At 37.3% G+C, this 14370-nt stretch carries 11 protein-coding genes; 2 read left to right on the forward strand and 9 right to left on the reverse strand.

Annotated elements, in window-relative coordinates; all coding sequences use genetic code 11:
* Positions 1-191: 191 nt before the first annotated feature.
* Complete coding sequence (locus A9G07_RS02700; RefSeq protein ID WP_065733923.1) at positions 192-716, reverse strand: methylated-DNA--[protein]-cysteine S-methyltransferase; 525 nt, start codon at positions 714-716, stop codon at positions 192-194.
* 146 nt (positions 717-862) lie between these two features.
* On the opposite strand from A9G07_RS02700, the gene A9G07_RS02705 reads away from it, so the two are divergent.
* Positions 863-2146 carry an MFS transporter gene (locus A9G07_RS02705; RefSeq protein ID WP_065562680.1) on the forward strand — a complete coding sequence of 428 codons (1284 nt, stop codon included), beginning with the start codon at positions 863-865 and terminating at the stop codon, positions 2144-2146.
* 39 nt (positions 2147-2185) lie between these two features.
* Here the strand turns inward: A9G07_RS02705 and A9G07_RS02710 are convergent, their stop codons facing one another.
* The 8 genes from A9G07_RS02710 to A9G07_RS02745 all read right to left on the reverse strand — a co-directional run bounded on the left by A9G07_RS02710 (position 2186) and on the right by A9G07_RS02745 (position 13256).
* Positions 2186-2950, reverse strand: a complete 765-nt coding sequence (locus A9G07_RS02710) for a histidine phosphatase family protein (protein ID WP_065562679.1) — start codon at positions 2948-2950, stop codon at positions 2186-2188.
* Positions 2951-2964: 14 nt separating this feature from the next.
* On the reverse strand, positions 2965-4305 hold the full coding sequence (locus A9G07_RS02715) for an OprD family outer membrane porin (protein ID WP_065733924.1): 1341 nt from the start codon (positions 4303-4305) through the stop codon (positions 2965-2967).
* A 136-nt stretch (positions 4306-4441) separates the two neighbouring features.
* Positions 4442-5272 (reverse strand): histidine phosphatase family protein, encoded by an 831-nt coding sequence (locus tag A9G07_RS02720; protein ID WP_081303325.1) that lies wholly within the window; start codon positions 5270-5272, stop codon positions 4442-4444.
* Positions 5273-5338: 66 nt separating this feature from the next.
* Entirely contained in the window at positions 5339-6730 is a 1392-nt protein-coding gene (locus A9G07_RS02725) for a glycoside hydrolase family 1 protein (protein ID WP_065733925.1), read from the reverse strand.
* A 3-nt stretch (positions 6731-6733) separates the two neighbouring features.
* A complete protein-coding gene (locus A9G07_RS02730; protein WP_065733926.1) occupies positions 6734-8602 on the reverse strand; it encodes a beta-glucoside-specific PTS transporter subunit IIABC in 1869 nt (622 codons plus the stop codon).
* Positions 8603-8787: 185 nt separating this feature from the next.
* Complete coding sequence (gene licT / locus A9G07_RS02735) at positions 8788-9627, reverse strand: BglG family transcription antiterminator LicT (RefSeq protein WP_065733927.1); 840 nt, start codon at positions 9625-9627, stop codon at positions 8788-8790.
* A 171-nt stretch (positions 9628-9798) separates the two neighbouring features.
* A complete protein-coding gene (gene htpG, locus A9G07_RS02740) occupies positions 9799-11667 on the reverse strand; it encodes a molecular chaperone HtpG (protein ID WP_065562674.1) in 1869 nt (622 codons plus the stop codon).
* Between the two features lie 215 nt (positions 11668-11882).
* Entirely contained in the window at positions 11883-13256 is a 1374-nt protein-coding gene (locus A9G07_RS02745) for a sodium-dependent transporter (RefSeq protein WP_218059985.1), read from the reverse strand.
* A 324-nt stretch (positions 13257-13580) separates the two neighbouring features.
* On the opposite strand from A9G07_RS02745, the gene ubiG reads away from it, so the two are divergent.
* Positions 13581-14285: a bifunctional 2-polyprenyl-6-hydroxyphenol methylase/3-demethylubiquinol 3-O-methyltransferase UbiG gene (gene ubiG, locus A9G07_RS02750; protein WP_065733928.1), complete on the forward strand. Its 705-nt coding sequence runs from the start codon at positions 13581-13583 to the stop codon at positions 14283-14285.
* The last annotated feature ends 85 nt before the right edge of the window (positions 14286-14370 follow it).

Raw genomic sequence — 14370 nt, forward strand, 5'->3', positions numbered from 1 at the left:
AAGGGGAAGATAATATTAAGTTATTAAAAGCAAGCTAAGAGTCAACGTCGTTTAGCCATAAAAAAAGCGATTTTGTGGCTTAGCGACGTTTGAATTACCCGCCTAGGCGGGTTTATTTTTGAGGTGTTTTATCTCAGAAAAAAAGTTGAGGAGCGGGGTTTTTTGATTTTTTGGGCTAAAAATATTTATCTTTAAATAGCGGTTCCTTTTTTGGGGACAAAAAAATCTTTTATATCAACTTGTTCATGTTCTAGCAACCACACTTTTTTATCAATTCCACCTGCATAACCTGTTAAGTTGCCATTTGTGCCTACTACGCGGTGGCAAGGGATAATGATGGAAAGGGGGTTGTGGCCAACGGCACCGCCGACTGCTTGGCTGGACATGTTGGTGCTGATTTGTTTAGCAATATCACCATAGGTAATCACTTTACCATAAGGGATTTGTACCAATATATCCCACACTTTATGTCTAAATTCGCTACCTTGTGGTGCTAAAGCCAATTTTGTGATAGCCGGTTTTTTGCCGGCAAAGTAGTCATCCAACCATTTTTTGGTTTGATTAAATATGGCTAAATTTGGCGCCTCTTCTTTTTGGGCGCTTAGCATTTGGCCAAAATATTTTTGTCCTTCAATCCAAACACCCACTAATTTATTGTGCTGACTTGCTAGGGTGATTTGCCCCAGTGGTGATGAATAATGACTGATGTAATACATATAAAATCCTTTTTAGTCGGTTATATTATTATAGCGAGTTCTTATATTGAGAATAGGGATATTACTTTTTTTATTTATGATGGTAAATGGATTGTTAACAACTATAATATTTGCACTTATTTAAAAATAAAATAATTTTGGAATGAATGATGAATACTAAACCAGCCAATTCAATGTCGAACGTAGCGTTAGCTAGTTTTATCGGCACTGCAATTGAATTTTATGATTTTTATATTTACGCCACCGCTGCTGCGCTAGTGATTGGGCCGGTATTTTTTCCTGATAGTTCGCCATCGGCTCAAGCGTTGCAATCATTTGCAACGTTCGGTATAGCTTTTGTTGCAAGGCCTATTGGGGCGATTTTGTTTGGTCATTTTGGTGATCGCATTGGTCGAAAGTCCACCCTAGTTGTATCGCTTATTTTGATGGGCGTGGCTACGGCGTTAATTGGTTTGTTACCTGGGTATAGTGTGATTGGCTTTTGGGCGCCATTTTTGTTGTGTATTTTACGTTTGGCACAAGGCTTAGGTCTTGGTGGTGAGTGGGGTGGTGCAGCATTATTGGCAACGGAAAACGCGCCAAAAAATAAACGCGCTCTGTTTGGGATGTTTCCTCAGTTAGGCCCTTCGATTGGGTTTTTATTATCTAATGGGGTATTTTTATGTGTTACGCTTTCGCTGAGTAACGAGCAGTTTTTAGATTGGGGTTGGCGTATTCCTTTTGTTCTTAGTGCGGTTCTTGTGGTTATTGGTTTGTATGTTCGATTAAAATTAGTTGAAAGCCCCATTTTCACTCAAGCTTTAGCCAATAAAAAACAAGTTAAAATGCCAGTAATGAATATGTTTGTTCACCATTGGAAAGCGTTGACGTTAGGCTCATTTTCGATGGTAGGTTGTTATACGCTTTTTTATATAACCACAGCCTTTTTATTGCAATATGGCACTAAATACTTGGGCATTGAAAAAGGTCATTTTTTAGGATTTTTGTGTGTAGCGATTGTATTTATGGCGATCGCTACCCCGATTTCTGCTCGACTTAGCGATAAATACGGGCGTAAGCCGGTTTTAATTGTTGGCTTAATGCTTGTTGCGCTATCTGGTCTGTTGATGACTCAATTTATGGCTAGTGGTAGTGAATTATTGGTGATGACCTATTTATGCTTATCACTATTTTTGATGGGGATTATTTTTGCACCTATGGGGGCATTTTTACCCGAGATTTTTCCGACTAATATTCGTTATACCGGGTCGTCAGCAGCGTATAGTATTGGTGGGATTTTAGGGGCATCAATTGCGCCAATTATTGCTAATTATTTAGTGGCACATGGTAGTTTGACGTGGGTAGGCTATTATGTGGCGGTGGCGTCAATCATTAGTATCATCGCAACATGGTTGATTAAAGAGACATTAAATAGTGATTTTTCTGAGTAAAAAGTTAAAAGGCTCACTTCGGTGAGCCTTTTTTATCGATTATTTTACTGCTTTGCCTTTTTCGACATAGCTCATGTCACCTAATGATTCAACAATGAATTTGCCATCATCAGTGTAACGAATTTTAGTGACGCTCGCGTTACCTAGTCCACTTGTGATTGGTTTATCTAACATTTCTTCAACCATAGCCATAATTGCCATGCCGTGAGAAACAACAAGAACATTACCGCCACCTTGTTCTTGGGCTGATTTTGCAATTGCTCTTAATGATGCTTGCATACGTGTTTTAACGGCATTGTAGTCTTCTGCTTCGCCTGATTTTTCAACGGCTTTGATCGCATCCATCATTTTTTTAAGGGTGACTTTACCTTTAGCTAAATCAGCCATTAATGCTTTGTCAGACTCATAACCTAGGTGCTGTGCTGCGGGGTTCCACATGTTGGGATCAAGATCGCCTTCAAAATCACCAAAACACGTTTCTCGTAATCCTTCCATTTCGTTGATGCTTAATTTTGTGTCACCTTTAGATTCAAGAACAATGCGCGCAGTTTGTCTTGCTCGGCCTGAATCGCTTGAATAGACCGAAATAAAGTCGATACCTTTTAAGCCACGACCAAGTTGCTGTGCCACTTCAATTCCCGGTTTTGTTAGTGGCGTGTCAGACCATCCTTGAGCACGATGGACGTTGTTGAACATGGTTTTACCATGACGGGTAAAATAGATATTCACTTCGGCAGCAAATGATTGTGCAATTGATGCGGTAAGGATAGCGGTTAATCCAATAAGTTTTATGAGTTTTTTCATAGTTTCGTCCTTTTCTATAATAAGTTAAATCGATAATCAATAACGGTTTCGGCTGACAGTGTTGGTGAACGTTGAGCTTTGCCGTCTCTTAATTTTGGCGTAATGTCTTTACTGCTTAAGGTTTTATAAGACCAACCATAACCAAATTTTGACAAAATAGATAGATTTTTAAATGTACCACTTGTTGGTTTAAAGATATTAAACACGTTGATTTCGCCATTTTTTAAGGTTTCATGTTTGTAGTTAAATTCACCGTAGTTGAGATATAAACCTGTGGTATTGTCTTTAAAGAAGTCGTAAGTCAATACGCTTGAAAATACCAGTTCGCCATCACGCATATAGTCGGCCCCAGCTGCTGCCATACCGTTATAACGTCCACGATTGTTTTTACCAATATGACGGCCATAGTAACCGATAGCACCTTTGCGGTTAGCGTCAGTATAGGCGATACCGAATTTAGCACTCCAGTCGGCTTCTTTCCATTCAATGTCAGTGGCGTAATGCCATGCTGAATCATCAAAATCACGGACATTAGCTTTCATTTTGTCATGGTTTTTAAGAGCGGTACTACCGTAAATTTGTGAACCAAGAATAAGTTTATCCATCGGTTTATAAGAGAACTCGATTGCATGACGTTTGATGTAGTCTTTAGCAACGCCATAGGAGTAATCAAGTTTTACTATTTTGTCATTATACGCAATACCGGCCGTTTTGATATTATCAATGACGTGTTTTCTATCTAAGCTATAAAAATGCACTTTTTTCGATGATTCACGCGGGAAGGCGCTGTCGATGTAAGCAAGTTGTAGCGCTAAGTTTGAATATTTTAATACGCCACTGTACCCCAAATAACTATAACGAGTTAAATGTTGTGATGAACTCATTACCCCCGTATCTTTTAAGCTATGCCATCCGACTTTACCATTAAAGTTGATATTTTTATCACCGAGTTTGACTTTGGCATAACGTTGAGTAAATTTGTTAAAACCATGCGCATTGTGTTTGTTTGGTTTTTTGCCTGAGTTATAGAGTAGGTTACGAGTTGCAAAGTAGTCACTAGCACCAAGTTTTATAACGTTATCATAGGTGAAATCAAAACCTAGGGTATCGAATAAATAACCCGATTTATAATTGAGCGTAAATGCTTGACCCCATGCACTATGTACTTCTTTAGGTTGGGATGCGTTTTCTTTTAAATACTTCCAATGGTTACGTGTTGAAAATTCAAATTTAGTATCTTTGAAAAAGGCATTATTCAAAAAGCCATTTTCACTATTGATTGAATTTGAATCAGCGGCAATAGCTGAAAAACACATGATGTTAAGTAATGCTAAGGAGACGTACTTTATTTTCATTATTATTTCCTATTTTTATAAATTTTTTTTCCAAAAAAAACCTAAACACAACCCAAGCTATCCAGCTTGAGTCATATTTAGGTTTTGCCTGCAAAAGCAGTAACAATCCTATTCGACTAAATTTTACTAATTGTTTCTAATTTTGACGATTTTCACCGATATTTAATGATGATTTACCCTCATTAACATAGTCCATACTGCCAATTTCAACGACCTTATATTTACCATTTTGGTAAACAATTTTGACGACAGTTGCATTCGCTAATGGTCTGTTTTTAACAGGATTATCAGTTAAGTCATAAATCATTGCTTGAATCGACATGCCTGATGAGATCACCAATATATTTTTTTGATGCTTAGCCAGTGCGGTCTCTACAATAGTGTGGAGTGCGTTTTGAGTGCGCTCTTTAACTTGGGTAAAGTTTTCCGCTTCGTGTCTAGGGTCACTTTTGGCAATCGCTTCGGTTAGTGTTGTTACTGGGATATGCCCTTGTACATAACTTTTATAAAAGGCATCAACCGATTTGTAACCCAGTGATTTCATGGCTGCGGATACCATTTTCGCATTAGTACCGCCTTCAAATCCACCGTAAAAAACTTCGCGTAGACCTTTTAACTCTTGTATTTTGTAGTTTTTTACCCCTTTTTGAGCTAACAACACTTGCATGGTTTCCCGTTGACGACCTGAATCGCTGGTGTAATAAGCATCAAATTTGATGTATTTCTTTTTAAAGCCTTCACCTAAATAACGCGCCGTTTCTATTCCTTTGTCGGTTAAGGGTGAATCGGCCCAGCCTTGTACTAGATCATAGGTATTGAATAACGTTTTACCATGCCTTGCAAAATAGATGGTAACCACATCATCACGATTAGCATTAAACCTACTGCTTGGTTGATTGCTACATCCAGTCGAGAGTGCGGTTAGCAACAGTAAACTGGTGATGATTTTAATTATTTTATTAATCATCTTTATCCTCGTAATCTGCTCAGTACATTTGCAGGTAATGCCGAGCAGACATTACCTGCATGATCATTATTTTAAAGTTGCACCTTTGGATGAAATCACAGACTGATACCAATAAAAGCTTTTCTTTTTATAGCGTTTTAATGAGCCTGAGCCATCTTGGTTTAGATCAACATAGATAAAACCATAACGTTTGGTGACTTCTGCTTTTGATGCACTAATGAGGTCAATTGGTCCCCAACTGGTGTATCCCATTACTTCAACGCCGTCGTTAATAGCTTCGCGAATTTGCACTAAGTGATCGTTCATATAGTTAATACGATAATCATCATTAACCGTGCCATCTGCTTCAAGTTTGTCTTTGGCGCCTAAACCATTTTCAACAATAAACAGTGGTTTTTGAAAACGCTCATAAAGTAGGTTTAATAAGTAACGAATACCAACCGGATCAATCTGCCAGCCCCATTCAGATGCTTTAAGGTGAGGATTTGGGACCATATCAAGAATATTACCTTTTTGACGGAGTGAATCGTCGGCTGTGCCACAACAACTCATATAGTAACTAAATGAGATAAAGTCGATGGTTTCTTTTAAATCTTCACGATCTTGATCGGTAATGGTTAGTTCAATATTGTTCTCTTTAAAGTAACGATTCATATAAGTTGGGTAGTAACCACGAGCCTGAACATCCCCAAAGAATAACCAACCATGATTTTCTACATGTGTCGCCCAAACATCTTCTGGTTTTGGCGTAAGCGGGTAGGCGATAGCGCCAAGTAGCATATTACCGATTTTGGCATCTGGAATGATTTGATGACACAATTTTACCGCACGGCCACTGGCAACTAATTGATGATGAATCGCTTGATAAATTTCGGCTTTAGTACTGTTACGATCTAGACCAACGCCAGTAAAAGGTTCGTGGAGTGACATATTAATTTCATTGAAAGTTAACCAATATTTCACTTTATTTTTATAGCGTTCAAATACTGTTTTGGCATAACGAGTAAAAAATTCGATGACTTTACGATTTCCCCATCCACCATATTCTGTGACAAGGTAGTAGGGCATTTCATAATGCGATAAGGTGACAAGTGGCGTAATGTTGTGTTTTAACATTTCGTCAAATAGTTTGTCATAAAACGCCAGTCCTTTTTCATTTGGTTGCTCTTCATCACCATTTGGAAAGATTCGGGTCCACGCGATAGATGTTCGTAAACAGGTGAATCCCATCTCAGCAAACAGGGCAACATCTTCTGGATAGCGATGATAAAAGTCGATTGCCCGATCTTTAATACTGGTAATATCGACTTTATTGCGATCGACAATATCACCAAATAGACCATTAGGCGTGCAGTCAGATGTTGATAGCCCTTTGCCATCTTCACGATATGCACCTTCAACTTGATTGGCAGCAATAGCGCCACCCCATAAAAAATCACTAGGAAATGTATTTGCCATGTTTTACTCCTTTTTTGCACTTAACGCTAATAGCGCGTCACCTTGTTGAACGTCATCTTGTTTAAATATGCACTGCACATCGATATAGTCATCACTATTGGTAATAATAATTGGCGTGGTGACTTCAAAGCCAGCTTGTTTAATCGCGTCGATATCGAAGCTAACAAGTCGATCACCTTTTTTCACCTTTTGGCCGGCTTCAACATGCGCTTCAAAATGTTGCCCATCTAATTTAACTGTATCGATACCAATGTGAATAAGGATTTCTGCCCCTGATTGAGTTTGAAATCCGATGGCGTGTTTAGTTCTAAATAGCGAAACAACTTCACCATCTTCAGGCGCGACAGTTTCGCCAATGGTTGGAATAATTGCGGCACCTTTACCCATCAATCCGCTGGCAAAAGTTGGATCATTGACTTGATTTAAATCAATAAGTTTGCCGGTCATTGGACTTGAGATAGTATCGATTTGTGTTTCACTGTTTATTGACGCCTGATCGGCATTATCCGCTTTTTTATCTTTAGGGATACCAAATAGGTAAGTTACCACCAATGCAATGATAAATGAGACTATCGAACCGATTATGGCAGCAAAGAATTTATCATCCAAACCATCGCTTGGAATCATTTGTAAAAATGCAAAGATACTGGTGAAGCTAAATGAGAAGATAACCGATTTGAAATAACCAATAATTGCACCGCCAGCCATGGCTGAGAGACAACCGATCACAAATGGGCGTTTTAATGGTAAGTTAACGCCATAAATTGCTGGTTCTGTTACCCCAAATACACCTGAGAGAGCTGACGAACTTGCCAACGCTTTAACTTGCGGATCTTTACTGCGCATCATCACCGCCAATACCGCACCGACTTGGGCAAATACCGCTGGGAATAAGATTGGTAACATAAAGTCTTGCTGATATACGGTAATATTATTTATCGCAAAAGGTACCAAGCCCCAATGGATACCAAACACAACCATTATTTGCCAAAGTCCTGCTAAAATCATACTGGCAATAACAGAATTAAGTTCATAAACATAAATAATGCCACTAGCAACAATGTTACATAAAAATGCAACGACTGGACCAATAAGCGCAAACGTTAATGGCACAGTAATGATAATACCGAGTAGTGGCGAAATGAATTTTTTAAATGAGTCATGCATGATTTTGTTGAAGTTACGTTCAAGCAATGAATAAAACCATGCTGCTAAAATTACCGGGAAGACTGAAGATTTATAAGGAATTAATTTAATAGGGATATTGAAAAATTCAGTTTGTAATTCAATTGCTTTTCCTAGCATCTCGGTGATATCCGGATAGACTAATGCGCCACCTATCGCCATTCCAACATAAGGATTACCACCAAATTTTTTAACCGCTGAAAAACCTAAAATGATCGGTAAATAATAAAATGGCGCATCAGCAATAGCGTTTAAAAAAGTAAATGTTGGCGTTTTTTCCTGAACAATGTCACATACTTGTAATAGAGACACAATCCCTTTTAAAATACCGCCAGCAACCAGTACCACTAAAACTGGAATAAAAATACTTGATACTAAATCAATCAGTCGTGACACAATCCCTTTTTTAGGTCCCGCTTCTTGAGGGGCGGGGGTGTTATTAAGGCTAGTGATATCCATAATTGCATTAAATACGTCAGCAACATTATTGCCGATAACGACTTGGAATTGTCCACCACTTTGAACGACAGTAATGACGCCAGTTTGTTTTTTAATTATTTCGGCATCTGCTTTTGATTCATCTTTCAATACAAAGCGAAGTCTGGTAGCACAGTGTACTAGACTGACGATGTTATCTTGACCACCTACGTTCTCAATAATTGATTCAGCAAGTTGTTTATTTTTCATAGCTTATCCTTATTTAAGCGCAAAAAAAAACCTAAACCCCAATAAATACGGGATTTAGGTTTTGCTTGCATCGATAAAATTAACCAATGCAATAACAATCCAAAAAAAGATTCCTTATTAAATTAACATAAAATAAATTAGCTTGTTGACAATTCATTCGTTAATTTGTGATGTATATCACATAATTATTTTTTTAATTCCGACCTCAATCGTTCAATATGAATAGTGAGATATAAACTTTCATCATCAGATAGCGGATGTTGATATTGTTGGATTAAATGAAGGTCTATCTGTTTAGTGCAAAGATAGGCTTGTTCATATTTTTCACGGATAATCTCATACAACGAGGTATCTTGCTGTGCGGATTTACCTTTACTCAAAATGCGGTGTGCAAAAAACTTTAAATGGGTAACAAATCGTTGATAAGAAAGGCTGTTTTCGTCATATTCGAACCGAAAATGATATTTTACGATATTTAAAATTTCACGCATGATTTTGGTCATATTAACAATATTGGGCATGGTATCGTTAAGCTCAGCATTGACAATATGAAACGTAATAAACCCCGCTTCATCTTCATGAAGCTCAACACCCAGACGTTTTTTAATGACATCTAAAGCATATAATCCGATTTCGTACTCTTTAGGATAGAATTTTTTTATCTCCCAAATAAAATTATTCGGAATATCAAATCCTTGCTTATGCCGTTCAATGGCAAAATAGATATGGTCAGTTAATGAAATATAGATACTATCTTGTAATTTACTGCCTAAAAATTGTTTGGCATGATTGATAATAATATCGGATGTGGTGTGAACTTCGATTGGAATTTCAGAAAGCAGTTCAGCAAATTTGGGCAGTATTTCTTGGTTATTTAAAGAAAACTGTTTTTCGATAAGTTTTGGGTCGATCTCATCACCTTCCCGTTTTTTAAATCCCACTCCTCGACCCGTAACAATCAATTCATTCCCTTTGGAATCCAAAGTCACTACAACATTATTATTTAATATTTTATGAACTTTCATCTGACTCTGTCTAAATTTTAAGATTAATTTATTATCTATCGCAAAACGAAAATGGAAAGGAGGAATATAAAAAAGTGTGACTGACTTCATAATTTTGAGAAAAATAAATTGATTTTTCTCAAAAAATAAACCCGATAGGCGAGCCATATCGGGTTTGGGTGAATAAATTAATTATTGTGCAAGTAGTTTATTCATTGTTTGAATAAATTTACTTGGATCATTTAATGATCCTTTTTCAGCTAGTAATGCTTGATCTAATAGTAATTCAATCCAATCACTAAATGCGGTTTCGTCTTGTGTGTCAGCGACACGTTTAACCAATTGATGATCAGGATTGATTTCAAAGGTATATTTTATCTCTGGTGCTTTTTGTCCTGCTGCTGCAAAGAGTTTTGCCATTTGCGTAGACATCTCGTCGGCAGCGGTAGTGACTATTGCTGGCGTATCAGTTAAACGATGTGTTAATTTAACTTCTTTAACTTTATCACCTAATACTTTTTTAACACGTTCGATAAATGGCTCAAGTTCTTTTTCGACTTGTTTTTGCTCATCACTATTTTGATCAGCTAACTTCTCGATTGACTCGTCAGATTTACTGATTGATTGGAATTGTTTACCATCAAATTCAGTTAAATTGCTCATCATCCACTCGTCAATACGATCAGATAATAATAAGACTTCAATGCCTTTTTTGCGGAATAGCTCAAGGTGAGGACTATTTTTCGCTGCGCCATAACTATCAGCAGTGATGTAATAGATCTTCTCTTGGCCTTCTTGCATACGGCTGATGTAATCGTCTAATGATACAGTTTGCGCCTCGCTATCACTTTGTGTTGTTGTAAAGCGTAATAATTTCATAATCGCTTCACGGTTAGCATAGTCTTCACCAGTACCTTCTTTTAAGACTAAACCAAATTCACTCCAAAATTGTTGATATTGTTCTTTATCATCTTTGGCAAGTTTATCTAGCATTTGTAAAACACGTTTAGTACATGCATTACGAAGGTTTTGTGTCACTTTATTATCTTGTAATATTTCGCGTGATACATTTAATGGCAAATCATTTGAATCAATTAAGCCTTTTACAAAACGTAAATAATTAGGCATAAATTGTTCAGCATCATCCATAATAAACACACGTTGTACATAGAGTTTTAAACCGTGTTTATTGTCACGATTCCACATATCCCAAGGTGCTTTAGATGGAATATAGAGCAAACTAGTGTACTCTTGTTTACCTTCAACACGGTTGTGGCTCCAGCTTAGTGGATCGGCAAAATCATGTGAAATATGTTTATAAAACTCTTTATACTCTTCATCACTCACTTCTGATTTGCTTCGTGTCCAAAGTGCTTGAGCTTTGTTGACTTTTTCCCACTTAACTTCATTTTCTTCAGTAGTTTGGACTTCAACCGGTAATGAGATGTGATCTGAATATTTGCTAATAATTGAACGTAGACGCCAATCATCTAAAAACTCTTTTTCATCTTCTTTTAAATGTAAAATGATTTCAGTACCGCGACTCTCTTTTTCTGTATCAGAAATCGTGTATTCACCTTCACCAGCTGATTCCCACATCACTGCTTCATCGGCTTTAGCTGTTGCAGCGCGGGTTTTTACTGTCACTTTATCGGCAACAATAAAGGCAGAATAGAATCCAACACCAAATTGACCAATTAATTGGCTGTCTTTCGCTTGATCACTACCAATGGATTCTAAAAAGGCTTTGGTACCTGATTTGGCAATCGTACCTAAATTTTCAATGACTTCATCACGAGTCATCCCAATACCATTATCTGCAATGGTTAATGTGCCAGCTTCTTTATTTGTTGAAATGCGAACACCAAGCTCAGCATCACCCGCATATAAATCTGCATTTTCAAGTGCTTTAAAACGGAGCTTGTCGGCTGCGTCAGATGCATTTGAAATAAGTTCTCTTAAAAAAATCTCTTTGTTTGAATACAAAGAGTGAATCATTAAATGCAGAATTTGTTTAACTTCGGATTGAAATCCACGCGTTTCTGTTCCTTGCTTACTCATTGACTAATACCTCAACTATTTTTACCAATTAAAAGTGATCGATACATTTTAATTGATTAACTTTGACATAATGTTTTGATTAATTGTTGTATTGCTATATGGGAATTAAAAAAAGAATTTCAAGAGGAGAGGTTATGATAAACCGTTGATTGGTGATTTTTTAATTGATTAAAAAAAGCCCTGATAATGTATCAGGGCTATTGATGATAATTTAATTATCGAGTTTCTGGTAAAAAGCCACAAACTAAAATAAGAACAACGGCAACCGGAATAATTACGCGAGTTAAAATCGTCCAAACGCCAAACCAGAAGCTATTTAAGTTAAGCTCTTTACGAATGACTTTTTGGTTCATCATCCAAGCACCAAAGATAACAGTACCTAATCCTGTCACAGGTAACATAATCTTACTTGTGAGGTAATCAAGCAGATCGAAAATATTTTTATCAAATAGTTTCAGGTCTGCCCATTCATTGAATGATAAAATACAAGCGATACCCAATGCCCAAATTAATACACTACTAACCACTGTTGCGGTTTTACGACCCATGTGCGTTTTTTCTTCTAATAACTCTACCGTAGGCTCAAGTAATGATATTGATGAGGTTAACGCAGCAAAAGTTAGGAAGATAAAGAATAAACAACCTAAAATTGAACCTGCTGCCATATTACCAAAAGCAATAGGTAACGTTACAAAGATCAGACCAGGACCAGAACCTGCTTCTAAACCATTAGCAAATACTAATGGGAAGATCGCCATACCTGACAACATCGCAACGATAACATCTAAGATAACAACGGTGCGAGCAGTAGAGATTAAGTTCACATCTTTACCAAGATATGAACCGTAAGCCATCATAATCCCCATACCTAATGATAAGCTGAAGAATGCATGACCTAAAGCCGCTAAAATGGCAGTACCATTTAATGCTGACCAGTTTGGTGTGAATAAAAAGTCAAACGCTTGACCAAATGATGATCCACTAACGATGGCTGCATAAGCAACTAAAACCAATAATAAAATACCAAGGCCAGGCATCATTACCTTACAAGCACGCTCTAAACCAGCGCCAACGCCCATCGCAACAATAATGGTATTGGCTGCCATAAACACCGTATGCCAAATCAACAAGCTAGAGGTATTACCAAGAAAACCTTTGAAGATTTGCGCCGTTACGGCACCATTCGCACCATTAAATGTACCATTGATAGCTAAAAAGATATAATCGGTAGCCCAACCGCCAATTGCACTATAAAACGAGAGAATTAAAAATGAGCCAAGTACGCCGATAATCCCAACCCAGCGCCACAATTTTGAGCGACCTTCTGAAACAGCAACATCTTCCATGGTATGAATTGGATTTTTTTGCCCGCGACGGCCAATTAACCACTCTAAAACTAGAATAGGCAGACCAATAACAAACATAAATAGCAAATAGGTAAGCACGAATGCTGAACCACCCATTTCTCCAGCCATGTATGGAAATTTCCAAATGTTACCTAAACCCACAGCAGAACCCGCAGCTGCAAGCATGAATCCCATGCGAGAGCTCCACTGTGAATGACTTTTCTTCATAGTACCTGTACTCATGAATATATTTTCCCTTGAGTTTTTGATTAAATATTTAATTTCTAGCATCAGCCTAGGCTGAACTATTTTTTTATTAGATAAATAAAGTGCTAAATCATGCCATGAATTAAGCCTATAGACAAGAAAACATTACGATTTATAGTTATAGCCAATGAAAAAATTTAGCCTATATCGCTAAGTAAAACGGAATTTTTGAGTGGTTGAGTATAGAAATTATGAGTAATAAAAAAAGTTGAGGAGCGGGGTTTTTAAAACGGTTTGATATTGCTAATCATCAACTCATCGCATATATTACATCAATTCCCCTTTTTGATAAGAATACCCATGACACAAAACATCGATTTAAACGAAATAGATAAGTTTGCTAAGTTGGCTGCACAATGGTGGGATCCAAATGGCCAATGCAAACCATTGCATATCATCAATCCATTGCGAGTTGATTACATTAAATCAAACGATTTGAATCAAAAAAATGTATTAGATGTTGGTTGTGGTGGGGGAATATTGTCTGAAAGTTTAGCCAAGTTAGGTGCAAATGTAACCGCTATCGATCTGGCTGATGAATCATTAGCAGTAGCAAAATTACATGCCGAGCAAAATGGTCTTTCTATCAACTACCAAAAACAAACCGTTGAAGAGCACGCCACACAGTATCCATCACACTATGATGTGATAACTTGTATGGAGATGTTAGAGCATGTGCCTGACCCATTTTCTATTATTAATGCCTGCGCAAAACTGCTCAAACCGAATGGAAAACTCTACTTATCGACCATCAACCGTAACCATAAAGCAAAACTTATGTTGATTTATGGCGCTGAATATATTGCACGCTTAGTGCCAAAAGGGACTCATGATTTTAATCGCTTTATCCGTCCTTCTGAATTAATGACTTGGGTTGAACAAGCGCATTTAACGGTTAAAGATATTATTGGAATGGAATATCACTTACTCAGCAATCAGTTCCGATTAGGTCGTAATGTTGATGTTAACTACATCTTGATGGCACAAAAAGACGAGCTCAATTAAAAGTGGGCGATTGATTATCGCCTAAAAATAAATATCAAATTCTACTAGTCTTTTATATCGAATGTGAGTAGAATACATCGGCAAT

The sequence above is a fragment of the Gilliamella sp. wkB72 genome, assembly GCF_001693745.1.
GTDB classification, from domain to species: domain Bacteria; phylum Pseudomonadota; class Gammaproteobacteria; order Enterobacterales; family Orbaceae; genus Gilliamella; species Gilliamella apicola_E.